General features: G+C 67.0%; 22 protein-coding genes. 17 read left to right on the top strand and 5 right to left on the bottom strand.

From position 1 onward, the window contains the following. Positions 1-201: 201 nt before the first annotated feature. A complete protein-coding gene (locus I0C86_RS27810) occupies positions 202-1,167 on the bottom strand; it encodes an SDR family oxidoreductase (RefSeq protein WP_196204259.1) in 966 nt (321 codons plus the stop codon). Between the two features lie 455 nt (positions 1,168-1,622). Between I0C86_RS27810 and I0C86_RS27805 the strand changes: the two genes are divergently transcribed. Continuing rightward, positions 1,623-2,426: an SAM-dependent methyltransferase gene (locus tag I0C86_RS27805; RefSeq protein WP_407676360.1), complete on the top strand. Its 804-nt coding sequence runs from the start codon at positions 1,623-1,625 to the stop codon at positions 2,424-2,426. 282 nt (positions 2,427-2,708) lie between these two features. Here I0C86_RS27805 and I0C86_RS27800 read toward each other — a convergent pair whose 3' ends face one another. Continuing rightward, positions 2,709-3,704: an aldo/keto reductase gene (locus tag I0C86_RS27800; protein ID WP_196204257.1), complete on the bottom strand. Its 996-nt coding sequence runs from the start codon at positions 3,702-3,704 to the stop codon at positions 2,709-2,711. Positions 3,705-4,440: 736 nt separating this feature from the next. Between I0C86_RS27800 and I0C86_RS27795 the strand changes: the two genes are divergently transcribed. The 12 genes from I0C86_RS27795 (at position 4,441) to I0C86_RS27745 (ending at position 16,409) form a co-directional block, all read left to right on the top strand. After that, a complete protein-coding gene (locus I0C86_RS27795; protein ID WP_230394904.1) occupies positions 4,441-4,686 on the top strand; it encodes a hypothetical protein in 246 nt (81 codons plus the stop codon). Positions 4,687-4,715: 29 nt separating this feature from the next. Beyond that, positions 4,716-6,140, top strand: a complete 1,425-nt coding sequence (locus I0C86_RS27790; protein WP_196204255.1) for an APC family permease — start codon at positions 4,716-4,718, stop codon at positions 6,138-6,140. Positions 6,141-6,294: 154 nt separating this feature from the next. After that, positions 6,295-7,050 (top strand): hypothetical protein, encoded by a 756-nt coding sequence (locus tag I0C86_RS27785; protein WP_196204254.1) that lies wholly within the window; start codon positions 6,295-6,297, stop codon positions 7,048-7,050. Beyond that, positions 7,050-8,309 (top strand): histidine decarboxylase, encoded by a 1,260-nt coding sequence (locus I0C86_RS27780; protein WP_196204253.1) that lies wholly within the window; start codon positions 7,050-7,052, stop codon positions 8,307-8,309. Before I0C86_RS27785 ends, I0C86_RS27780 begins: the two co-directional genes overlap by 1 nt. A gap of 857 nt (positions 8,310-9,166) precedes the next feature. Next, positions 9,167-10,081: a S1 family peptidase gene (locus tag I0C86_RS27775; RefSeq protein WP_196204252.1), complete on the top strand. Its 915-nt coding sequence runs from the start codon at positions 9,167-9,169 to the stop codon at positions 10,079-10,081. Between the two features lie 103 nt (positions 10,082-10,184). Next, the gene (locus I0C86_RS27770; RefSeq protein WP_196204251.1) at positions 10,185-11,093 is read left to right on the top strand and encodes an endonuclease/exonuclease/phosphatase family protein; all 909 of its coding nucleotides are present in this window, start codon (positions 10,185-10,187) and stop codon (positions 11,091-11,093) included. 95 nt (positions 11,094-11,188) lie between these two features. Further along, on the top strand, positions 11,189-11,605 hold the full coding sequence (locus I0C86_RS27765; RefSeq protein WP_196204250.1) for an Imm1 family immunity protein: 417 nt from the start codon (positions 11,189-11,191) through the stop codon (positions 11,603-11,605). Positions 11,606-11,710: 105 nt separating this feature from the next. After that, positions 11,711-12,085, top strand: a complete 375-nt coding sequence (locus I0C86_RS45580; protein ID WP_407676359.1) for a Scr1 family TA system antitoxin-like transcriptional regulator — start codon at positions 11,711-11,713, stop codon at positions 12,083-12,085. Between the two features lie 502 nt (positions 12,086-12,587). Beyond that, positions 12,588-13,103 carry a hypothetical protein gene (locus tag I0C86_RS27760; protein WP_196204249.1) on the top strand — a complete coding sequence of 172 codons (516 nt, stop codon included), beginning with the start codon at positions 12,588-12,590 and terminating at the stop codon, positions 13,101-13,103. A gap of 134 nt (positions 13,104-13,237) precedes the next feature. After that, on the top strand, positions 13,238-13,750 hold the full coding sequence (locus I0C86_RS27755) for a hypothetical protein (RefSeq protein WP_196204248.1): 513 nt from the start codon (positions 13,238-13,240) through the stop codon (positions 13,748-13,750). After that, the gene (locus tag I0C86_RS27750) at positions 13,747-14,973 is read left to right on the top strand and encodes an MAB_1171c family putative transporter (RefSeq protein ID WP_196204247.1); all 1,227 of its coding nucleotides are present in this window, start codon (positions 13,747-13,749) and stop codon (positions 14,971-14,973) included. The genes I0C86_RS27755 and I0C86_RS27750 overlap by 4 nt, the downstream gene beginning before the upstream one ends. A gap of 23 nt (positions 14,974-14,996) precedes the next feature. Next, on the top strand, positions 14,997-16,409 hold the full coding sequence (locus I0C86_RS27745; protein ID WP_196204284.1) for an FAD-dependent oxidoreductase: 1,413 nt from the start codon (positions 14,997-14,999) through the stop codon (positions 16,407-16,409). Between the two features lie 203 nt (positions 16,410-16,612). On the opposite strand, the gene I0C86_RS27740 is transcribed toward I0C86_RS27745, so the two are convergent. Together I0C86_RS27740 and I0C86_RS27735 are read right to left on the bottom strand one after the other, a co-directional pair. Beyond that, positions 16,613-16,984 carry a hypothetical protein gene (locus I0C86_RS27740; RefSeq protein ID WP_196204246.1) on the bottom strand — a complete coding sequence of 124 codons (372 nt, stop codon included), beginning with the start codon at positions 16,982-16,984 and terminating at the stop codon, positions 16,613-16,615. Positions 16,985-17,100: 116 nt separating this feature from the next. Further along, positions 17,101-18,345, bottom strand: a complete 1,245-nt coding sequence (locus I0C86_RS27735; protein ID WP_196204245.1) for a cytochrome P450 — start codon at positions 18,343-18,345, stop codon at positions 17,101-17,103. Positions 18,346-18,795: 450 nt separating this feature from the next. Here I0C86_RS27735 and I0C86_RS27730 point away from each other — a divergent pair, with 450 nt between their 5' ends. From I0C86_RS27730 to I0C86_RS27715, 4 genes are all read left to right on the top strand, one after another. Continuing rightward, complete coding sequence (locus I0C86_RS27730) at positions 18,796-19,833, top strand: MinD/ParA family ATP-binding protein (RefSeq protein WP_196204244.1); 1,038 nt, start codon at positions 18,796-18,798, stop codon at positions 19,831-19,833. Beyond that, on the top strand, positions 19,814-20,533 hold the full coding sequence (locus tag I0C86_RS27725; RefSeq protein ID WP_196204243.1) for a hypothetical protein: 720 nt from the start codon (positions 19,814-19,816) through the stop codon (positions 20,531-20,533). The genes I0C86_RS27730 and I0C86_RS27725 overlap by 20 nt, the downstream gene beginning before the upstream one ends. 599 nt (positions 20,534-21,132) lie before the next feature. Further along, the gene (locus I0C86_RS27720) at positions 21,133-21,519 is read left to right on the top strand and encodes a winged helix-turn-helix transcriptional regulator (protein ID WP_230394902.1); all 387 of its coding nucleotides are present in this window, start codon (positions 21,133-21,135) and stop codon (positions 21,517-21,519) included. 256 nt (positions 21,520-21,775) lie between these two features. After that, a complete protein-coding gene (locus tag I0C86_RS27715) occupies positions 21,776-22,264 on the top strand; it encodes a prepilin peptidase (RefSeq protein ID WP_230394901.1) in 489 nt (162 codons plus the stop codon). Between the two features lie 645 nt (positions 22,265-22,909). On the opposite strand, the gene I0C86_RS27710 is transcribed toward I0C86_RS27715, so the two are convergent. Further along, positions 22,910-23,203, bottom strand: coding sequence for a hypothetical protein (locus I0C86_RS27710; protein ID WP_196204241.1), 294 nt, complete (start codon positions 23,201-23,203; stop codon positions 22,910-22,912). Positions 23,204-24,351 lie beyond the last annotated feature (1,148 nt).

Below are 24,351 nucleotides of genomic sequence, written 5' to 3'. Positions count from 1 at the left end.
CGCTCGGTCTGAAGTTGGACCGACGCAGCCGCCCGCGGTAGGCGCTCTTGTAGCTGCAGCAGGCGAACCACGGCGCCCAGATCTGCTCCCGGCCCGCGGCGTTCGCATAGTTTGCCCTCGCTTGGGTGCGTGGCTGGACGACCTGGACGCGTTGCGGGTCACCGAGGTCGCGCGCGGGCAGATCGTCACCGCAGGTGAAGGTCATCGCGTCGCCTTCGGGGTGAGGAACTGGTCCGGGTCCGACCATTCGGTCTGCAGGTAGTGGCTGAGAGCGTCGTCCCACGGGCGCATGTCGTTGAGGCCCAGATCGTCCAAGGCGGCGGGGGCTAACACCTCGGAGCGCGGCCGGGCCACTGGGTACCGGTCGGCGAAGTGGTCGGTGTCGACGGTCACCAGTCGCACCCGGTCGGCAAGGTCGAGTTCGGCCAGGATCTGTGCCGCCATCTCCGCCCGGCTCGGCCCGCCGCCGCTGACCATGTGGTACAGCCCGTACCGTTCGGTGTCGACCAGCCGCAGGAGGCAGCGGGCGAAGTCGGCGGTGTAGGTCGGCGAGCCGAACTGCTCACCGACGGCGAAGATCGTGTCGGCGCCGTCACGAAGCTGTTCTAGGACAGCGCCGACGAACGTGTGGTCGTGCTGGCCCTCGCCCATCGTCCAGCCCGCGCGCACTACGAATGAGCGTTTACAGATCGCGGTTACCAGCTCCTCGCCGCACAGCTTGGACCGCCCGAACTCGTTGACCGGGTTCGGCGCGTCGGACTCGGTGTACGGCCGGTCGGCGGTGCCGTCGAAGACCCGCGCGGTACTGACGTATACCAGCGTCGCGCCCACGGCCGCGCAAGCGAGCGCGACGTTCTCCGCACCGGCGGCGTTGGTGGACCAACTGAGCTGCGGGTCGGCTTCACACACCTCCAAACCGGTCGCGGCGGCGAGGTGGATGACCAAATCGGGGCTGAAGACCCCCGTCACGTGATTGACGTCGTCACGGTTACGGACGTCGAGCTTGAGCCATCCTGGTTTGATGTCGGTCCGGACCAGCTGAGCACCGGTCTTCTCCAGGACGGCTAGGACCGCGGACCCCAGCATGCCCGCGGCGCCCGTCACCATCACCCGCCGCTGGCTGCCATGACGGCCGCTGGCGGCGGCCCGCCCCGGCTGGGAAGTCATCGGTACCTCCGGTGGGTTGTTCGGACAGGATGTGATTTCATGTGCGCCTCGTGCGGGGCCAAGCCGGACCGTTGTTGCCGGCGAAGGCCCGTCGTACGACGCTCACGCATCGGAGTCCGTGTCGACCACGTTCGACACGGACTTTCGACACCAGACCACCAGTGGCTGGCCGGCGGTCGACCGCTGTGTTGCCGAGTCGGCGTCGGCGCGGCATGGAGGGGCGTTTTGAGTCACCGGGCGCATAGCGAAATCGCGGACAACTTCTGATTTGGCCACTTTCGCGTTATCGAGGCCGCGCTGTCGGGGGTGCCGGCCGCTTTCCCGTGTCGAAAGTCTGTGTCGAGAGTGTCCGACACGCGCGTACTCGCGTTGGCTATCGCCTGCCGACTGGCGGCGGCCGACGCGAAGGTGGACGCCCCGGCTGTCGACCAGCGACCCCGACCATCGTGGAGGCAATCGTGTCGAGCCGCACCGCCGATCCCGACGAGGCACCTCGCCTCGACACCAGCGTGGCGCACAGGGCGCGGGTGTGGGACTGGTGGCTCGGCGGCAAAGACAATTTCCACGTTGACCGCGTCGCGGGAGCACGAGTGAAGGAGATATTTCCCGAGGTCGTCGCAGTCGCTCGCGCCGACCGAGAGTTTCTCGCTCGGGTGGTGCGGTTCCTCGTCGATGCGGGCGTTCGCCAGTTCCTCGACATCGGCACCGGGCTGCCCAGGGCGGACAACACCCACAGCCTGGCGCAGCGGCACGCACCCGAGTCACGGGTGGTGTATGTGGACAACGACCCTCTCGTCCTCGTTCACGCCCGAGCGCTGCTGACCGGTGGTCCCGAGGGGGCTATCGACTACATCGACGCCGACGTGCGGAACCCGGACCGGATCCTGCACGCCGCCCAGGCCACGCTCAATTTCAGTGAGCCGGTCGGTGTCCTGATGCTCGGCGTCCTGAACTTCGTCCTCGACGACACCGAGGCACACCGGGTCGTGCATGGGCTGATGAACGCCGTTTCCTCGGGCAGCTATCTCGCGGTAACCCACCCCACGCACGAACTCGGCGGTGACGCCAACCGCGAGGCGATGAAGTACTGGAACGCTCACGCCACGCCACCGATCCGCACCCGCGGTGGCAACGAGATCCGCCGACTCATCGACGACTTGACCATCCTCGACCCAGGGCTCGTCTCGTGCGCGCGGTGGCGTAACGACGCCGACGCCCCGTCGGTGCCGCAGTACGCGGCAGTCTGCCGTAAGCCGTGAGGACCGGCCGTCGCTCGCGAACAGCCCTAGCGGTAGGTGTCACGCCGTCGAACCCGCCGGCGCGGGTTTGGCGCGGCACCGGCTCGGGCGGTCAGGCCCTGCTTCAGCCTCCTCCTTCATACCGCTGTTCCAAGCCCGAACGAAGCACTGCTCTACTGCACCCCAACCGGCTCTTCCGCGCCCGCACCGACATCGGAGCGGGCCAGGCACGCCGGCTGCTCACCGAAGCGCCAAGCTGACCGGCTGCACGGCGGCCCTGCACCGACTTGTTGCCCGGTCCGGTCAGGCGCCTGCAGCGTCCAGCACGTCCAGAACGGCGTCATCCAGGGCGACGTCCAGCGCGGCCACCAACTCGTCGTACTGCGCCGGCGTGCGCGGGCCGATCAGCGCGACCCGTCGAGGTGAGCGTTGGTGCAGCATCCAGGCGAGTACCAGCAGGCTGCCGCTGATGCCCAACTCGGTGGCGACCTTGGCGACCGTGGCAAGTCGGGCGTCGGTGTCGGCCCCGTGGTAGGACCGCATCTGCGCGAGGTCGCGCTGCTTGTGCACGTCGTCGTAGACGCCCTTGAGGATCGGTGAGTACGCGACGAGCGTCAGGTCCTTGTGCGACCGCAGGTACGCGAGCTGCTGGTCGTCGACGATGGACAGGTTCCCGCTGCCCGGGTGGCGGCGAAGATAGGTGTGTTCCTGCTGCAACGCCACCGGTGCCGGCCAGCCGAACCGGTCGCACAACTGCCGGATCCTCTCAAGACGCCACGTCGGCACGTTCGACCAGCCCAGGTAGCGCGTCTTGCCGGCGGCGACGAGTCCGGCCAGCGCCTCCAGCGTCTCCTCCAGTGGTGTACGAGGATCATCGACGTGCACGTAGTACAGGTCGACGTGGTCGACGCCCAGGCGCCGGAGGCTCCCGTCCAGGGCGTGGCGCAGCGTGTCACCGGCGGTGCCCGCGTACTTCTCGTCGTCGCTGAGACGCCCGGCCCGGGCAGCCTCCGGGTCCGCGACCCAGGCGCTGCCCTTGGTCGCCAGAAACACCTCGTCGCGGCGCCCGGTCCGTGCGAACCATCGCCCCAGCACCGACTCGCTCTCTCCACCGGTGTACTCCGGGCCAGGCCACCAGGCGTAGCAGTCGGCGGTGTCGAGGAACGTGCCGCCGGCCGCCAGATACCGGTCCAGCATCGCGAACGAGTCGGCTTCATTGGTCAACGTACCCATCAGCATGCAGCCGAGAGCAAGCTGGCTGACCGAGACCTCGGTTTGGCCCAACGGAATCGTGTGCATACGGTGAAGCTAGGACCTGGAGCGCGCTCCAGGTCAAGCCGACAACTGCCGGTGATCCCAACAGGCTCGACGGCTCCGAGTTCCTGCACCGCAGCTCGAGGCTCGACGAGTGCCGGCGGAACCGGACGACGTCGACCATCTCCACCAGCGCTTTGCGCTGCCGGCGTTGGCCGAGGCGCGAAATAGCAGGAGCTGGCGTGGGTATCAACGACCACACGTTTGCTCAGGACCCCCTCCAAGCGCCCGCCCGCTCCACGGAGGCCGTTGACATCGTCTGGTCCGCCTCGCGGACTCCCTCTCAGCGAACGGGCACCCGTTCGTGTCGAATACCCTCGACACCGGATCCGACCCTTCCTGGATGGGACCGCCTCACGTGGGGCGTGATCACCGTCGGCATCGACGGGCATTTCGGATCCACCGACGTCAAAGCCGTGCGGTCTGTTGAAGTGCGACCTGGCCACCGGCTCCTGAGCCCGTATCGCGTGTCGGTTCTTCGTGTCGACGGTGTCCGACACTCGCTGTCCCCGCCATAACTGATGCCGGACGACATCGATCGCCGCGCCGACGAGAGCCTTTCGGCAGTGGCAGCTAGGCCACCAACCGCGAACCGGGCCAGGGTCGCAGCCGGCGGAGAGAACTGCTACTGGCGTCATCTGCTACTGGGGAGGGCAGGATGCGAATCCCATTCGATGCATCGGCTGGTAGGCCGGAGGGAGCGGGACCCTTCCGCGGGTTGATGGATTGGACCGCCGGCTGGGCGGTGCAGCGGACCTGGCCGGACAGAACGCCCGACGTGTTCGGGTTCGGCCGTCGCGGTGCGGTAGCGCGGCGTCGGCTGCACCGCGACCGGCGTTACTGGGGGACCGGGCCGCTGCACCCGACCGGGTACGCGCTTGTGGCAACGAGCTGGTTCGACGTCCAACTGCACCCGCAGCCGTGTGCGAGCGCGGCGTGCTCCGCCAGGGTGGAGGTGACGTGGTGACCCGCGTTCGCGCGTTAGCCCGCCGGCGGATGACCGGCGGAGCTCTCTGGCTGCTGCAGGTCGGGGCCTCGTCCCCGATGGCGGTGCTCGCCGGGGGCATCGTGGCGATGTACGCCAGCGGCGCGCTCGGCGTGCCGGCGGCGTTCCTGCTGGTGGGCATCGCGGTCAGCCTGCTGATGGTTGGCTACGTGGCGATGAGCCGGCACGTGCCGCACGCAGCTCCCGGCTACGCGATGCTGGCGCACGGGCTGGGCCCACGGTGGGGCCTGGTCGGCGGCGCGCTCGCCCTGGTCAGCTACACCGCGATCCAGACGAGCCTCTACGGCCTCTTCGGCGCGACAGTCGCGACTTTGGCGGGCGGCTCGTGGAAGTGGTGGGCGTTCGCGGCGTGGCTGATCGTCGGTACCGCCGGTGTGCTCAACGTCGTGCTCAGCACGTGGATCGTGGCGGTGGTGCTCATCGCCGAGCTAGCCATGATCGGCACGTTCATCCTCGCCGCGTTCACCCACCCCGCCGACGGCAGCATCACCCTCGCCCCGTGGAGCATCGCCGCGATCTGGACCAGCGGTCTCGGCGGGTTGGTGGCCTTCGGGGTCGCGGCACTGATCGGCATCGACATCGGTGCGGCCTACGGCGAGGAAGCGAAGACCAACCACAGCGTGCGGAGCGCGACCATCGGCGCGCTGCTGGCCCTGCCCGCGTTCTACGCGTTGTCGGCCTGGGCGGTGCCGGTCGCCGTCGGCGCAGACCGCGTGATCGACGTGGCTCAGGACCCGGACGCCGGGCTGCCGTTCACGATCCTCGACGGCGCCTACGGTGGCGGATTGAGCCTGTTCGCCACGATGCTGCTGGTCACCAGCGTTTTGATCGCGCTGCTGTCGTTCCACAGCACCATCTCACGGCACGTCTTCGCGATGGCTCGCGAGCGGGTCCTGCCGCACGGGCTGAGCCTGGTCGGTACCGGCGCCCGGGCCGGCGCGCCGATCGGCGGGTCACTGCTGCAGTCCGTGACGGCCGCGCTGGTGGTGGGCGGATTCATGCTCGCCGACGCCGACCCGCTCGGCGTGCTGTTCACCTGGCTGTCCGCTGGCGCCGCGCTCGGCCTGATGTCCCTGCTGGTCCTCGTCTCGATCGCCGCCGTCGTGTTCTTCAGACGGGGTAGGGGCCGTGCCGAATCGATATGGGTACGCGGCATCGGGCCGGTCCTCGGCACGATCGCCGGCACCGCGATCGTGATCGTGTCGGCGACGAACCAGTCCTCGCTGCTGGGGATCACACCCGGCACTCCGATGGCGTACCTCCTCCCTGGCGCCGTCCTGCTGACCATCGCCGCCGGCCTGCTGTGGGCGAGCAGGTTGCGGCGCAGCCAGCCGGAAACCTACCGGGGCATCGGCCACGGCCGCCCGAATCCCTTGACGCATCCCGAGCCACGATTGGCGGATCTCCATGTCTGACGCCGCTACGGCGCCGTTTGCCGCACCGCACCGCGCGCCTCTCGACACGTCCACGACGTGGCCCACCCACGCCGGGCACGCAGCCGCCGAACCCTCACCCGCTGGATCGCCGTACCAGCATGCCTCGGCGGCGCCCGATCGGCCGGCGCGGCGCTTGTACGCGTTACCGCCGCCGGAGACCGTTCAGCCCGAGCCCCCACACCTGCCACCGCATGACCTGCGGTACGACCCGGCGCAGCAGGCCGCCGCAGCAGATCTGCGCAGCCAGGTCGTGCGCCGGCTGCGGGCAATGAACGCCATGCATGCCCAGCACGCGTGGGACCGCCGATACGCGGACCCGCTGTGCCCGTTCGGCCTGGCGTTTCTCTACTACGAGCCCGACCCCAGACAACCCCTCTACACCCTGCGCACAGGAACCCGGCTGTTCCTGCTCGCCGACGCCCCCGCCGAACTGCCCCGGCTGCTCTACGAGGTGGCCCACCAGGCGTTCACGCTTCGTCAGCAGGGCGGCGACCCCTACACGACCATGACCGATCGCCGCGACGACCTGTCACCACAGGCCCGGCACCTCGGGGTGGGCGTCTCCAGCCTCGACAGCCGCTGGGCAACCTGGCCGCAGATCCAGCGCACCGCGGACGGGGTGACCGACGTGCCCGGCCGGGCTATCGCCTACCTGGACGACGGCACCAGCCTGCTCGTCGACCGCGGGGCCCGCGTCCAGTACGACGAGGTCCGCATCCGCAGCACGCAAACCCTCACCACGGCGATGGATCCCGCACCGCTGCTCTGGAGCTTCGCCAGCAGCGTCGAGGATCTCGTCGACGCGCAGGACCCACTCGGCCGGCAGGGAGTCATCGACGTATTTCGGCGGCTCGCCGACCTGCACCGCGCGGTGGCCGGGGGCGCCTGATGGAGCACGTGCTCCCGCTCGAGACGGCAGCGCCGCCGGGACGGCGACCGGACATGTTGGCGATGGAACGCCTGCACCAACTGCTGACCGCCCTGTCCAGGCAGACCACCACCAACCTCGGATTCCCCGACGCGGCCGACCTGGACATCGGCGACCTGGGACCGCTGCTGCGGACGCTGCTGAACAACGTCGGCGACCCGTACGGCCCGGCCGGGCCGTACGGCAAGCACACCAAGACGTTCGAGCGCGACGTCGTCGAGGCGTTCGCCGACCTGTTCCGCGCACCGCTGGCCGACCGGTGGGGCTACACCACCACCGGCTCGACCGAAGGCACCCATTGCGCACTCTGGATGGCCCGCACCCGACACCCTGACACCGTCGTGGTCTGCTCCGCAGCCGCCCACTACGGCGTCGCCCGGCTGGCCGACATGCTCCGTATGCCCCTGATCACCGTGCCGGTCAACGACCGCGACGAACTCGACTACGACAGCCTCGCCACCCAGGTACGGGCGCGGCGCGCCCGAAAACGCCGGCCGCCGGCCGTGGTCGTGGTCGCCACGATCGGCACCACCATGACCGAGGCCATCGACGACGTAACCCGCATCCACCAGGCACTCGACACCGCCCGCGTGGCCCGGGACCAGCGGTGGATCCACGCCGACGCGGCGCTCGCCGGCATCCCGCTCGGGCTGATGAACCCGGCCGACCGCCCGGGCTTCGACTTCAGCAACGGAGCGGACAGCCTCGTCGTGTCCGGCCACAAGTTCCTCGGCACGCCCCTGCCCTGCGCCGTACTGATCGTCCGCGACAGTGCCCGGGCCGGCACCGCCCGCCACGTTGACTACATCGGCAGCCACGACACCACCGTCACCGGCTCCCGATCCGGACATGCCCCCCTCATGCTCTGGTGGGCACTGCAGACCTGGGGATGGGACGGCCTACGCCGCCGTGCCGATCAATCACGTGACCTCGCCCAACACACCGTGCAACGCCTCACCGGGATCGGATGGCGCGCCTGGCGGCACCCCTTGGCCTTCACCGTCGTGCTCGACCCACCACCGGACGCGCTGCTACGCCGATGGCCCCTCCCGGTGTCCGACGGCCGGGCGCACCTGGTCTGCATGCCCGGCAAGACCCGAGTCCAAGTCGACGCGTTCGTTGCCGACCTTGTCGCCACCACCCGTCTCACCGCGCCAGGCCGGCGCCGCCCCCGGCCGCAAGTCGCCACCGCACTACAGGCGAGTGAGTCCGTCGCATGATCACCGGCACCGCTCCAACCAACCCTGCCCGGCGACACACCGCGACCGCACCGGTCAGCCCGCGCCCTGCAGCCCAAATCCGACGCCTATCACGAGCGGATATCAACACCGCGATGACCCAGGACAACGCCCCTTTCCCACGTGGGCCGCTTCTCTCTGCCAACACCACGCGGCCCGATGTCGACACCAGGATTGTCGGTGGCACCAGCGCAACCTCGCCATCTGGTGAGTCGTCGCAACAGCCCGGCACGGCACATCACCGCGACAGGCGCCAGCCCTCGTGGCCCCACGTAGATCGACACAACCTATCCAGTCCGGGTCGCACCGACGGCCCGGACTGGCCGAACCGGCGGTCCGCCAGGAATACCGAAACCTCACCCTCGGCCGGCGGACTCTCGCGCCGGCCAGCGGCCGGCCCGCCCATCCCCCCGCGGCGGGCCGGCCGCACCCCCACGCCAACGCCCGACGACGATGGATCATCCCGGTGTCGGTGCGGCGATGGCAGCACGGGCCATTGCGGCGCGGACGCTAGGAGCGGTGATCATCGAACGCCTGGCGTCCTGGGCGGTCGCCAGCACCCAGGTGGCAGTGCAGCAGCTACGACACCTTCTGGCGGGGCACTGCCTACTGCTGGCGTACGAGCTGTCGAAGGCCTGCCCGCCGGTCCTATCGGGCTCGGCGTACCTGGCGGTTATAGAGCTGTACCGCCTGCCGCCTGTACCCCACCTCCGGCAGGACATCGGCCACCACCACACCCACGCTGTCCTGCACCTGACCGCCTCAGAGACTTCGCCGCAAGAAGCGCGGCGAGCCCAGCGCACCCGCGCTGGCGGAACATCGGATCGGAAAGGTACCCGTTGAAACTGCCCATCAAGACGTTGAGCGCTGCCGCCGTCGCGGTACTGCTCGCCAGCCTCGTCGCCACACCGGTCGCGGTAGCAGCGCCGGACGGTCAGGTGACACCCGAGACCGTCGCGCCGTTGATCGTCGGGGGTGGCGACGCAGCCCAGGCGTACCCCGGAATAGCGTCGCTGCGGATCACCAAAGACGGCGACCCTGAGTACCACACCTGCACTGCGATCCTGATCCACCCGTTCGCGGTCGCCGTCAACGCCCACTGCGTCACCCTCGCCAACGCGACGCCGAAAGATCCGGGCCTTTACACCATCCGGATCGCCTCGACGGACCGTCTGGCCGGCGGCGCGGTCCGAAAGGTTCGGCAGATCCTTCCGCACCAGCAGTGGGACTGGGGTTCCGGCGGCGACGAGGTCGCCGACATCGCCGTGCTGCGTCTGAACGCGCCTGTCTGGAGTCGACCATTCCCCGTTGACCAGACGAGCGCCAGCGCGGACGGGATCCGGATCCTCGGCTGGGGAGCGACAACACCCTCGGGCGAAGGTCCCCTCCCGACTACGTTGCAGCAACTCGACACCAGGATTCTGCTGGCCGATCGCTGTGCGGCGGGCGGGATCAGCCCCGGCGAGCTGTGCGTCGACAGCCCCGGGGGTATCAGCGGCGCCTGCTACGGCGACAGCGGCGGTCCCGCACTGCGCCGCCTGGCGGGCCGACAGTGGGCGGTGGTCGGCAGCGGTAGCCGGGAAACAGACCCGGTCTGCGGCCTGAAGCCCACGATCTACACCGACCTGACCCACTTCCGGTCGTGGCTCGCCGAGGTCACCCGGACCTGGACGGTGCCGCCAGCCGCGACCCGGGCCGATGACGCCAGGTCATCGGCCGCCGGCCGCGCCTTCAACTGGACCAGCTTCCGCTAGTCCTCAAGCAGCCGGCCCGTCTCGGCGTCACCCCCCGACGAGACGGGCCGGCGTCACCCCCCGGCCAGACAGCACAGAAAGGCGGACTGTGAGTCCGATATCCGTGGCGCTGTTCAACTTTGAGGGTGGCGGGCTGCAGCCCGACGGCACTTTTGCCCTCGACAAGCTCTGCCGAGCCTTCGAGCACGTGCATCGGGTGCCGGCGCTGGTGGCTCTCTGCGAGGCGAAGGAGTGGGGCCGCGACGGCAACCGGGGGCTCCTCTCTGCCACCGCTGCTCTTGGCCGCCAGCTCGACCGCCCGTACGTCGGGCACCTGGGATGGCGAGAACGCGGCCCCATCGAACCCGCCCTGCTCTACGACCCGACCGTGCTCGACCTCACCAGCTGGTACAACGACAACGGGTATCCCACTCACGACGACAAGCGTGGCTTGGCCGAGTTCCGCGTCCGCGCCACCGGCGTCCAGTTCGGCGTCCTCGTTGAGCACTGGGATCCGCGCTCCGGCGCCAGCAGACTGCGGCAAGCCGAACGCATCGACCGGTACGGCCGGCACCGGTTGCCGGTGCTCGTGATGGGCGACCTGAACTCCACCGCCTCCGGCCCCTCCTACCCCCGGCGGGACTGGGATTTGGCGGGCTACCGCGCCCGGCATCAGAAAGCCCGCAGGCGCGAAGACGGCATCTGGGTCGACCAGACCGAAGCGGTCGACCATCTCATCGGCGCCTGGTCCGAAGAGCACGGCGAGCGGGTCGATGGCTGCGGCTTCCACGCCGCCTCTGACCTCGCCTGGCTCACCGGTACACCAAATCACCAGGCGTACCGGCCGACGACCAATCGGGAAGATGCCGCTGGCGGCAACCAGATCATCGACTTCATCCTCACCACCGACCCCGACTCGCTGGTCCCGATGACCTACCAGGTACACCCGCCATCCGGCCTGGACCGCGCCGACGGGTGGTCGGACCACAATCTGATCGAGGGCAGTTTCGCCTTCCAGGGCCCATTGAGATGACTGCGACCAGCTGTCCTTCCCGGCTTGCGACGACCTCGGCCGGCGGGAGCCGACCGACGGTCCCGGTGTCTGGGTGGGACTACCACGGTCACCAGGTGAAGCTGTTCGACCCGATCGAGGCAGTGGAGTGGTTCGACGAGCAGACCGAATCAATCATGATCCATGGTGGATCGGGTCAGACACTCTGGGCCGGGCGGACCGGCAGTCAGCCGGAGCTGCGAATCGACGTGGACCTCGAGGTGGGGCGGGCGGCGATGCGGTGGGTCCCCGACGGCACCCACGCGGTGGAGCTCGCGGCGGCCGGGCCCATTGTCGTCCTGGAGTCCCCGGACCGGGGCCTGGTCACGGTGCCCGCCGCGCTGGCTCGGGTGAGCGTCGCGACCGCCCGGCGCGCCATTGGGGAGTACATGGCGACCGGCGACCGGCCGGCCGGCGTCGAGTGGACGCGGAGCCACGAAAGCGAAGACAGCGACCCCGCGCAGACGGCTGGGGCCATCCAGATCGAGGAGTGAGTTCCGGAGTGGGTCAAATGTGCTCGTCCACGCCATGCTGGACCAAAGCGATCTTCGACAGCACACCCATGCTGCAGAAGATGCGTTACGAGCGGCAGCCTCCGACTGGGCCGTCGAGCGATGCTGCACCGCCGCCTCCCTCTGCGCGTCGACGTGATCCTGGCGCACGAAGCGCTCACCGCCCTCGTCGGCACACCTGCGCTGACGGCCGAACAGGTCCGGCACCTCGGCCTTGACCTCAATCGGCTCTCACGGGGGCCAGGGAATGTCGGTGTCGATAGGCAAACGGAGATCCGCCAAAGGAATTCCCAGGGCCTCACACAAGACTCGTCGATTGATCTCATCCGGGTCTCTGTGACCCTTCTCCCAGCGGGAGATCATGGACCTCAGCGACCCGACGTCGGGTGGCTTCAGCCCGTAGGTCCTCGCGACACGGTAATGTTCGTAGGCCAGCCTGAGTTGAGTCCAGCGGCGCTGTAGACGTGCTCGTCGAATAGTCGCACCGGCCGCCTGCGCGGATCTGCCCCTCGGTAAGGATGTCATAATCGCCGTCCTTGAAGCTCTGGTAGAGACCTCGGCATGCCTCCTGCTGAGGTCGCGATGTAGGAACCGTTCACCGAAGATGGCGACGCAGCCGTGCTGGCTTTACCTATGCCACTGGTGACCCACCATCCAAACGGACGAAGGTTGGGATTTGTTGGTGACTGTGCTGATCACCGTACCGACGCTCGCCCGCGTCTGTGGTCGCACTGGAAACGCACCAAGCCCCTCCCCCCAGGGGTGCTAGGCCGAGCCTCGCCCGAATGCCGGTATCGAGGAGACGCCCCCCAGCGCCTCCCGCCAGTGCCACGACGAGGGTTCAACTGACAGTTGAGTTCTTCGCTGGCCGAGTCTAGACTCGACACTGTCGATGTTCAACACATAGTTGAGACGATTTCACGATGCGTGATCATCCTGCGGGCGAGGTCTGAGGTGGTGCGCGGTGTCGAACAGCCGGCTTGCCGTCAGAGTGGAACGTCTGTTCGACGTCATCCGTCCGGAGGGACGCAATGGACGGATGTACACCAACGAGGAGGTCGCTGCGGCCATCCGAGCCTCCCAGCCCTCCGTACGGGTAGGCGGCGCGTACCTGTCTGCGATCCGAAAGGGTACGAAGAGCAACCCATCTCGCGAGTTGCTAGTTGGATTAGCCGACTTCTTCGGCCTGCGGAAGATCTCGTACTTTGTGGACGAACTGACAGCCGAGCAGGTAGAGGCGGAGATCACCTTCGCGCGGGCGCTAGGCGACAGCAAACCGATCGGACAGGTCGATGCGGAGGCGACTCTCGCTCAGGCACTGGAAAATCACGGCGTCAGGATGCTCGCGATGCGCGCGCTAGCACTCTCGCCACAGCGGATCGCCGAAGTGACGAAGATCGTCAATGACATCCTCAATGAAGATCAAAGTGATGACGACGATCACGGCAGAGCGGGCGAGCAGGATGAGGCAGATGCATAATGCCGCTGACAGTCGCGATCTGGCAGGCCCGAGACACGACAGGGGGCGGCTCAGTGAACCTAAGGGCCATTAGTAGGGCCTGCACCGCCTTGATCAGTGACCTTGACCTACCGATACCCACCGAGCCACACCAGGTGATCGCCAGCCTCTGTGACCGCATGGCGCAGCGGCTAGATCGGCCCGTCCGGCACCGCCTGGTCCCCTTCCCGCCCGGCATAAGCGGCGTATGGGCATTCAAAAACGACGCGTACTACATCCTGTGTGAAAAGAACACCAGCCCGTGGCACCAGATGCTCATCACCGGCCACGAAATGTGGCACATGGAAGCCGGCGACGTTCTGACGGCAGTTCCAGTGGAAATCGTCATGGATGCACTGTTTCCATCCCTCCGCCCTGACGCTGTGGTCCGCATCGCGGCTGCCCGGACTGACTGCACCGGCTCGGGACCGACTGACCTGGGCGGTGAAGAAGACGTCGAGCGCATACGAGCGGAGCAGGAGGCCGAACTCTTTGGATCGATGTTGGCGGCTAGGGTCAGCCGTTGGCTACCTCGGCAGGAGTGGACGATCCCGCCACATGCGCGCGGGGTCGTGGACCGTCTGGAGTCGTCGCTCGGCCGCGGCGTCGATACCGAAGGACGCGGATGAGCGGCGGGTTGTGGGTCGGATCGGCCCTTGTCTTTGCCGCGTTCCTTTATAAGCTTGGCGACCTCTTTGCCGACCCCCGGAACCCGACCCGACGGGCCTTGTGTGCCATGCTCCTGATCGGCTCCTGCACCATGCTAGCCGTGGACCCGGCGTGGATCGCTGCGGTCAACCGGTGGACGGGCGTGCCCAACTTCGCCGCCGTGCTTGCCTACTGCCTCATCGTCGCCTTTGCCGCGTCCATTCAAATCGTCCTCGCATTCTGGCGGTACTCACCAGCGACGGCTTGGCGTCGATCACGCTGGTGGCTGCTCGGCTACGGCACGGTCATCATCACGATGATCGTCTTGTTTCTGCTCGGGAACGCGCCTGTCGAGCGCCGGGTAGACTTCGATACCTACTATGCCCGGACGCCGTACATCTCCGGGTTGATCCTTTGCTATCTCGTGGCCGGCAGTATCGCCTACGGCAACATTTTGGTAGCCACATGGCAATGGTCGAAGGTCGCCGGCCGTCCGCCGCTGCGACGAGGGCTGCGGTTGATCGTCGTCTCAATGAGCCTTGCCCTGGCATGCCTTATCTGCAAGCTTGTCGCCGTGTTCGCCCGCTGGTTCAGCGTCGATCTAGATTTCCTCAGTTCGTCGGTCGCTCCCGGCCTGGTGGTCGTAGCGGCAGGCGCGTTCGCTGTCGGATGTGTGTTTCCGGTGGCAGGGCACCGCTTGGCCTGGCTCTCCAGTTGGATTCGCCGGTTCCGGTCATACCGGGCGCTCTTTCCGTTGTGGAACGGGCTCAGGGCGGCCACTCCACAAATCGTTGCACCGATACAACTGCCCTGGTGGGACCTCGATTTACGCATCACACGTCGTCTCGCCGAGATACGTGACGGGATCCTAGCCGTACGACCTCACATCAATCCGGCTGTGGCCAAGACGGCAATGCGCCATGCGCAGCGGTCCGGAGTGGAAGGCACCGACCGTGACGCTGCGATCGAAGCAACCTGTCTCAAATACGCCATCATGGCAAAGGCACGGGGGGAATCGTTCCCTCAGGGCACAAGACAAGAAGATAAACGGGCGGCCGGCGGTGTCGACGGCATGGACGAGCTTGACTGGCTTGTGAGAGTCTCACGCGCCTACTCCACGCTACCTATGGCAGCGCACTCAATCGCTGGTGACACTACCGGAATGCATGCTGATAACGCCGTCATCCCGCACGACAGCCGCTGACTCAGCTGAGACGAAGGTTGCCCGTGAAAACACCAAGACATGCCGTAGTCGCGGGAGCAGGACTGGCCGGCACGCTCGCGGCGACGGTGCTGGCCGAGGACGGATACTCCGTGACACTCATTGAGCGTGATCGGCTGCCGACCGGACCAGCCGCCCGCAAAGGCACCCCCCAGGCCCGACATGCTCACCTCCTCTGGTCCGGAGGAGCGCGGGCACTGGACTACCTGCTGCCCGGCACGACCGACCGGTTGCTCGCCGCCGGGGCGCACCACATCGGAGTACCCAGCAACCTCGTGTCCATGTCCGCTCAGGGATGGTTCCAGCGGTACCCCGACGGCCAGCAGTTCCTCATCACCTGCAGCCGCGATCTCCTCGACTGGGTGATCCGCGACCAGGCCCTGAGCGCCGGGGACATCGTTGTGCGCGACACCACCCACGTCCTGGAACTGCTGGGTGATTCGACCCGGCTTACCGGCGTGCGGATCCGCGACCAGCAGACGCAGTTCACCGAGGATCTCCACGCCGAGTTCGTAGTCGACGCCACCGGCCGCGGGTCGCACGCACCCGAGTGGCTGTCCGACCTTGGCCTACCGGCAGTCCAGGAGGAGATCGTTGACTCCGGCCTCGCCTACGCCACCCGACTCTTCCGCGCCCCGGCCACAGCGACACATAGCTTTCCGGTCGTGAACGTCCAGGCCGACCCTCGGGAACCACGACCTGGACAGACGGCAACCCTGCTGCCCATCGAAGGCGACCGGTGGCTGGTAACGCTGTCTGGCACCAGGGGAGGTGAACCCACCACCGACGAAGACCGGTTCGTCGAGTTCGCCCGCGCAGTTCGCCACCCGATCGTGGGTGACCTCATCGCGTCCGCCCAGCCGTCTGGACCAGTCATCGGCTCCAGGAGCACGGTCAACAGGCGGCGCTACTATGAAAGATTGCCCCACTGGCCCCACGGCCTCGCCGTCCTCGGCGATGCCGTCGCTACCTTCAATCCCATCTACGGACAAGGGATGTCGGTCGCCGCACACGGCGTCGCCGCCCTGCGGGGCGGCCTGAGAAAGCATCATCACGCCCCGGAGGCCGCCCAGAAAATTCAGCAGATGGTCGCCCGAACGGTTGAGCCGGCCTGGCTGATGGCCACCGGGCAAGACATCCTCTACCCGTCCGCCATCGGCCGACGTCCACCCGCCACAGCCCGGCTCGCACAACGCTACTTCGAACGGATGATGAAGACCGGCACCAGCCGACGTACCGTCGCGTACGCCCTCCTCGACGTCTTCAGCCTGTCCGCGCCCATGAGATCTCTACTGTCGCCGCGGATCGTCCTGGAAACGATCCTAGGACCCAAGCACCCACCGCCGAGCGAGCCACCACTTACTGCCGAAGAGCTTTCAGCCTTGTGCTCGGAGACCGAACACCCGAACTCCCCGTAGAACCACATCAACCGTGGGCCCCACCGACGCTGACGGAGTTGTGTAGCAGAAGGACACCTCGTCCGACAGACAGCGGCGGTCGTGCGTGTGCCGCCCGACCGCCGCCCGTCCTGAACCTGTTGCAGCACTGTCAGTAGTTGAGTGCTCCGCCGCCTCTACCGCGCGGGGCGACGAGCATATGCCCCCCCACGCGGGATTGGATGTCAGGTGTTGTCGATCCTGATCTGGTCTTGGTAGCAGGCCGTCGAGATCTGTGCCTTGTACTTGCCGTAAAGACCGCCGATCCGTTTGGTCATGTACCCCCCCGATGGAGTTTTTCCGCTGCCAACGGTCCGTCCGGTGCCCGTGTCCCACACCTTCCACTTCGTGCCACTGCAGCCCCAGAAGGTGACGTCGATGAAGCGACCACTGGAGTTGGCTGAGATGGTGCCGGTGGTGCAGCCACGGGTGCCTACCGACCAGAGCGGCGCGGTACATTCGGCACTGGCAGCCTGAGCTGGAGTGCCGGTGGCGACGAGAACGCCGCTGAGCGTGATGAGGAGCGCGGCTGCGCTCGCGAGGATCTTGGTGCGCATGTTTTTCCCCCCTACATGCGATGCGTCTCTTGTTCCTTCTCGTCCTGTCGTCAGATTTGTCGGCGCGTTTCGACCACCCCTTTCGCAGTCATTGGTGATCCGCCTACCGGCGGAGATCAGGTGCGCTGGCTAGAGCGCGGTTGGGTGACAAGGAGCGTTCGGTGCGCCCGGAAGGCAACATTGGGCTTGAACCGCGATTGGTGGCCGGGGGCGAGCCGCAGATGGGGCATCGCCTCGGCGAGTCGCACCAGGGCGATCTGGGCCTCCAGACGGGCCAGGGCGGCGCCGATGCAGAAATGTGGCCCGTACCCGAAGGAGAGGTGTCCCCGGTCCCGGCGCGCGGGGTCGAACCGGTCCGGATCGGCGAAGACCGCCGGGTCCCGGTTGGCTGCCCCGATCAGCAACAGACATCGGCCGCCGGCCGGGATGGTCACCCCGCCGATCGTCACCGGACGAAGGGTGACCCGCAGCCAACCGTCGATCGCCGGTCCGAACCGCAGCGCCTCTTCCAGGAAGGCTGGTACCCCGTCGGGGTCGGCGGCGATGCGCGGCCAGCGTCCGGGCTCGGACAACGCCCGGTCCAGGCCGTGCGCGAGCAGCCCGGCGGTGGTCTCGTGCCCGGCCACGAGAAGGTTGAAGGCCATGCTCGCCACCTCGGCGACGCTCAGCACGGCGTCGTCGCCGGCGCGGTGGCGCAGTGCCCGGCTGACAAAGTCGTCGCCGGTGGCGCCATCGGCGCTCCGCCGCGCGACGAGCGCTTGGCAGTAGTGCCAGAAGTCGAGCAGTCCCTGGGCCAGCCGGACCTGCTCGGATGGATCCGGCTGGCCCCAAATCAATGCGATTTGCCCGTCGGCCCAGCTCCGGATGCGTGGCACGTCCAGCTCCGGTACGCCGAGGATGTCCACCACCACCAGCAGTGGCAGTAGCGCGGCGAACTCTGGCATCAGATCGACCGTCCCGTCCCGGCGGTCGGCGATCCGGGACACGAGCTCCGCCACGCGACGACGCACGATTGGGCCGTACTCGTCGGCGACGCCGGGACCGGTGGTGGCGAAGATGACCCGCAACGCCCGCCGGGTCCGGGTGTGCACTGGTGGCTCCGCCGCCGCCGTGGTCGGCGGCACGTCCAGGCGCATGACGACGTCCAGGGCCTCCGGACACATCTGGTAGACCGGGGCCAGGGTGAGCGTGCTGCCGAAGGCCCCCGAATCCGCGAACGCCCGGCGCACGTGCTCGTGCCGGCTGATTAACCACAGCCCGAGATCGTCGGCGAAGTGCACCCCCTCCGGAGTGGACAACAGCTCGCGCCAGACGATGCCCGGGTCGGTGAGATAGGTGCCGGTAAAAGGCCGTAACTGCATCAAGGACCTCCTCTAGTTGTGATTGCTGAAGGCGGATGACATCTCCCGTTTAAGACAGCATCGGGAAAGTTTCATCGGCTCAACTTCGACGCCGCCTCTCAACAGGAACGTAACGGCAAAGGCCAGCTCCGGCTAGGTGCCGCCCCATGACGCGCAATCACATCCGGCGCTTCTACCAGGGAAAACGGTGAGCATAACGCGACACTTTGCGTCACATCCCGGCACACGTAGTCACCAGGCGTCATCTAGCCACCGGCATATCCGATAGGGCAGATTGCGAAGCGTGAAACCTGCCAGACGCACGATGAGGTCGCTCGCGAGAGTGGCCTCTGTGAGGGGGACCGTGCGCGCGGGAATCGCAGTCGTGTCGGGTGCCCTGCTCTCGGCACCCGACACGACTCATATCTCGTCTCATGCGCAGCGACATGACGAGTTCCGGAGGTGACTGTTATGGCCGAAAGCGGTGACGAGCCCGACGACTCCCGGCCGCCCTTTGAATTGTGCGGTTCGTTCGACGACGCCAGTCCCGGTGATCAGACAAGCCGCGTCGATGAAGGGCTGCCGATGCCGCTGGTGCCACGACGCTTCCGATCCGATGGTGCCGATATTTTGTGGCTCCGTTCGGCGTGGCTGAGCCCGCCGTGCGCCGTAGTCGGCGTCGGATCCGCCGACGGTGGCGTTGGCCGGTCGGCAATCACCGCTGCTGTGGGCGGAGTCCTGGCACTCGCCTGTCCTGATCCCGTTATCGCCATCGACGCCACCGGTCGTACCTGGGGTGGGCTCGGTCTCCGGGTCTCCACCGCAACGCCGCGCAGTGTGTGGGATGCCGTGGACAACGCGGACTCCCTGATCGACCGACAGTCCATTGAGCGAATCGTGCAGCAGGGCCCCACTGGTCTACACGCACTGGCAGCGGAGGAAGCGACCGAGGGTGGGGGCGGGCGACGTGCCCCGATGCTGCACGAGACGTACGCCTTGGTTGAGCGGATCCGCCCGGTCTACTCGATCGCTCTCCTCGACCTGCCGCAAGTCGAGGTCCGAGGTATTTGGTCGCCGTTGGCGGGTTGCGAAATTCCCGTCCTCGTGTCTCGTGCGACGCGCGAAAGCGTTCAACACACACTCCGCCTACTGACACAACTCCGCCGGGTCTCCAGCGCATTAGTCGATCAGGTCATCCTCACTCTGGTCGCTGGGCGGCCACACCACCCGCGCGAGGTACGGCTCGCCGAACAACAAGCCACCGATGCCGTTCGTAGCGTCATCACTGTGCCCTGGGATCCCGTGCTGGCAAGGCCCGAACCGATTGACGTACGGCGACTGGGTGCATCGGCTCGCCGAGCGGTGGTCAACCTCGCCGCCGAGATTGTGACTAGGTGCGCATCCGTTCCGGGGGTGACAGGCGCACAAGGAAATGCCCGGATGGCGCGTACGTCGGCACTAAGGCTTGAGCAGACAAGGGGATTAGGCAATGTCGAACCTCGTAGATAACGACGACGCATCCTCCGCCCCTCGCGGTCAGGACGTGCGTCAGGAGTTGACGCGCCAACCACGGCGGCGGTTTCCTGTCGCGGTCCTCGCTCTGGTGGCGGCGATCGCGATCGGATCCATGCTCGGTAGCGCGTTCCTCTATTGGCCCGCGGCACACAGGGGAGGGGCGCCGCTGGTGGAAACCTCCGACATGCAACCGCGTCCCGACGCGGTGGGCTTCTCGGTAACGCCCGGCTCGGTCCGTGCCTATAAGGCCGTGGACCGGCCCTGTACGGCGGTGTGGTGGGCTCCGATCGCGGCAGAGGTTGGCGGGCTGGGCGACGATCCTCAAGAGAGCAGCACCGTCTCGAGTTCCGTGGTGACGATGAGATGCAGCGTCGCCCTCGGCGATGGCGCGGACCACGGTGTAGCGATGGCCGAGATAATGATCTTCGACAACAGCAGCGCGGAGGGCGTATACGAGAATCTCCAGCGTGTGCATTCTGAGGACGTTACCCTAACGCCGATATCGGCATTGGGCGCCGCGGCCTACGCCTACATTGAGAACCGTGATGGGCCAGCGGTAGCGACGTATGACGGGAACCTTTACATGAGGCTCGTCTGGATCTCACTAAAACGACAGATGCCCCCGGTGGATGGGGATATCGCCCGATCGCTCGTGGAGGTTGCCCGTCAAACGATGGCTCACCTCCGTGCCTGAATGTGTGCCAATGGGATTAGTCTACTCATACTTTGGCGCATGCGATCGATCGTGTTACAGGGCTGGCAGGGGACTGTACCTTGTCAGTGCTGATCAGATAGATGCGCCCTCGTTGACCTCGCTTGCCGGTGCCGGCGATGCATGATCGGAGACTGGACCGACCTGAGGATGATTGGGAGCTGGGGCTGCACGTCACCGGGCGGCACCTCTGGTGCGTTCCGATGGACGCCCGGGAAGCACATGGTGAGCGTGGTTGCGCACCGACGGCACTTGTCAAGTTAGACAGTAGGAAAGGAGTAATTCGGTGGGGACAGGAGGCCGAGACGATCCGTATACAGGCACCCTCAATGAGATTGAGAGCGCCAGCGCTGGTCTGGCCGCAGGAATCGTCAGGGCGCGACATAGCCGTGGTAAAAGCCGCAAGCGGAGCCTGATACGGCTCCACACGCTTGTCCGGACGATGGGCCTGGAGCTTAATTTCGCGCTCGGCGGTTGGCCCGAAACAGCGGAGGAGCCAGACCAGTCACTATCGGATGGGCAGAGGTGTCGTGTGCAGCCGCAACCGCCGAGGCAGCAGCCGACCTGACGGAGGAAGGCTCATGCACGAATTCAACACCTTCTATACTGCTGTCAAACTCTGTGGGCACCGTTGGACCCTTGAGATCCTGACCTCGCTGCAGCAGCATCCGATGCGCTTCACCGACCTCTTCCAGACGATCCGACCCACGCCCAGCGCGAAGTCACTCAACGAGGCACTGCATCGCCTCCAGGACCGGGAGCTGGTTGGTCGCACCAACGGTGGCGAGGGTGGCCTGTACCAGTTAACGCCCGCCGGACGACAACTCCTGCCTCTGCTCCTGGACTTCCTGCAGGAACTCCGCCGATGGGCCGAGCGGTACCAGGACCCCGGCGACCAGGCGGGCCGTCACCAAGCAGGGCAGCCTGAGGTGACTCTGCGTTCGTCTGTTGGTGAGAGGGGGCCCTAGCGTGATGCTCCCAGCCGTCGTCTTCTCGGCCGGCGTGCTTGCCGCCGGTGTCGGCTCGATGTTGCCGCGACTTGTCTACCGGTGCGCCGTACCGGCCGGCTGTCCGCCACGGGCCGCTTGCCAGCACTGCAGGATCCGCTTCCGACCCGCGCTCTGGGGCTGGGTTGTGCTTGGTAACGGCTGCGGAAACTGCGAGCGAAATCTTGGCCCCGCGTGGCCGCTGCTCAGCGGGCTTCTCACTGCCACCTCAGGTGTCATGGCATGGCGAATTGCGCCATTGACCGTGGATGAGTTCGTGCTCTTGGTGGCATGGCTGCTGTTGGCCTGCGCTGGGCTCCTGCTGGCGTGCGTCGATGTGACAGTGCGGAGGCTGCCGACCCCGTTTGTGCTCGCCACTGCTGCCATACTGGCCGGATTGGTCGGTGTGGCCGCCAGCACTGCGCGCCAGCCTTGGATGTTGGTCAACTCCCTCGCAGCCAGCTCCGCTCTGGCGGGGGTGTACCTGCTACTCGCGCTGGTAGGCGGTGGCATGGGGATGGGCGACGTCCGCCTGGCCGCGGTGCTGGGCCTGGTCCTCGGGACCGCAGGTTGGACTGCGGTGCTTCTCGGTGCGACGCTGCCGTATCTCCTCGCCATGCCGAGCGCCGTGATGCGGCTGCGACGCGATCCGAAGCAGCGACACCTCCCATTTGGCCCGTATCTGGTCGCTGGCGCGATCCTGGCTGTCTGCCTGACAGGCGCGTAGTCGGACTTGACGATCGGCTGCTGGCGCCCAAGCAGTGACGGCACCCTGTCCGCCGTCGGGGTCCGAATTGTGTCCGGTCATGAGGGCGACGATGTGGCCATCCAGCGCGTTGCCGCCCACGAACGCTGGTCAGCGCCTCTACCTCCCCGATGGCGCGATGGTGGTGACCCGCATCTGCTATGACGGCGGCTGGCGCTGCGTGGTGTTGGACCCAGCTGATCGCCGACCTGACTATCCCCGGCCAACGGCAGGGGCAGCCCCACGTGCGACAGGTGTGTGTGCCGGACGTGGAGATCGCGACGGCCCTGGAGGCGACGACGGAGCACGGCGACCCGCTCGCCTACGTCGACCGAAACATCTACGGGCGGGTATGGCAGACCCGGGTGTGGGCGCTTCAGCCGGGTGGCCATCTGCCGATCCTTGGCCGTCTGCTCGCTTGCCGCCAACGCATCGGTTTACTGGGCATCGGCCTGTACTCGGCGGGCCTGCATCGGCACCTACGCGCCGTGAACACGTCTGCCTCCACCGGCGCGACGCCCAACAGGGATAGGAGCGGCGGGCCCGGCGTTTGCGGGTGGTCCCGGGCCCGCCGACCGCAGACCGTACTACAAACGCCGACGTGGCCGGGTGGGCGAGCCAGGATCGTCACCTGCCTACCTCCGGCCCGGATAGGCGGAGCCTGTTCGACAGCTCCGCAGCGACGGTCAGACCCGGCATCCGGTCGGCGAAGTGCTGCGCCGCGTCGCGCTTGGTGGCGCGGACGTCGTCCGACGCTTGGCCGGCTGCGACGTGCTGTTGAGCTCTGCTGGCTCCGATGCCGAGCAGCGCCCAGTCCGCCGCCTGGTCGGCGGGGATGTCCGCCTGGCTGAGGCCCCGCCTGAGCAGCCGCTGTGCCCGCAGACCACCGACCGGGACCTGGCGCTCGCCTGGTACGACCACGGCGGGGATGTCGGTATCGAGGGCGTGGTGGTCAAGGCTCTGGCGGGAACCTACCGGCTGGGGCGAGCGGACTGGATTAAGATCAAAAAGCGGGTCAGTGCTGAGGCGGTGGTCGGGGGGTGTCGTCGGTGGCCTGACCGACCCGGTCACCCTCTTGCTCGGCAGGTTCGACTCCGTCGGACGACTGCGCTACGTCGGCCGCAGCGTCCCGCTGCCAACGGCGCAACGCCAGGAGCTCGGGGCGCTGTTACCCGTCGCCGCGTGGCGGGGACCGTACCAGCGGGCATCCGTGGCCACACCCGCTACCGGCCGTGTGGACTGGTCAGTTCGACCGGCCCCAGCCCCTCGACTACATCCCGGTCGAGCCGGTGATCGTCGTCGAGGTGAGCGCGGACGCTGCCTGGGAACACGGCCGATGGCGGCACCCCTACGCCTACTCCGCATCCGGGCGGATTTGGATGCATCAGATGTATCCCTCTGGACGCCGTACGGCCTGGAAACCTGATCGTAGAACCAGTTGTGTGTCGGTTCCTCCTCGTGGCCTGGGCATCCGCGTCGCTTTGCCTAAATGTCGTGACCGCTCGGATTGGTAGACCGGCCGACCCACGCCAAATGTTTTTGGGCCACCAATGCTCCCTCGCGACTACGACCTTTGAGAATGCCAATACGTGTTCTTCTCTCAATGATCTGCAGCCCCGTCGCTGGGAAACCCAGAAGCGACCGATCTATCAAGATCGGCCAACGTTTCCATGTGCCGTGCGTCTCCCAGCAGAGGGAGACGCCGAGGTGAACTCCATGCTGGCGGACGCTGATCCAATGGCCGGGGTTCTCCGCGTACTTGTCGATGCAGTCGCCATCGGAGGGCCCTGTCGGCATCCCGATGAGCTCTTCCGTGGAAATGGCCTCAACATCCCAATTGATCCGCAGTAGGTCAATATCACCGTAATCTCGGAGGAAGGCGCCATTCCCTGAGTGGTCGTACAGCCATTGTTCCAGCGCATCGGCTGGCCACCGAAGTCTAAGTGAGTGTTTGAGAGTGGTGTCAGTCGTGCTGGTCGAAGGTGCGACGTTGCGGTCGGCGGGCCGGGCCGCCTCGGGTGAGTCGGCGGAGCATCTGGTTGATCGAAGCCAAGCGGATCAGGGTTTCG

It is taken from the genome of Plantactinospora alkalitolerans, from assembly GCF_015690345.1.
In the GTDB taxonomy this organism is placed as follows: Bacteria; Actinomycetota; Actinomycetes; order Mycobacteriales; family Micromonosporaceae; genus Plantactinospora; species Plantactinospora alkalitolerans.
The sequence above is the reverse complement of the archived record's forward strand: the minus strand, read 5'-3'. Positions and strand labels throughout refer to the sequence as shown.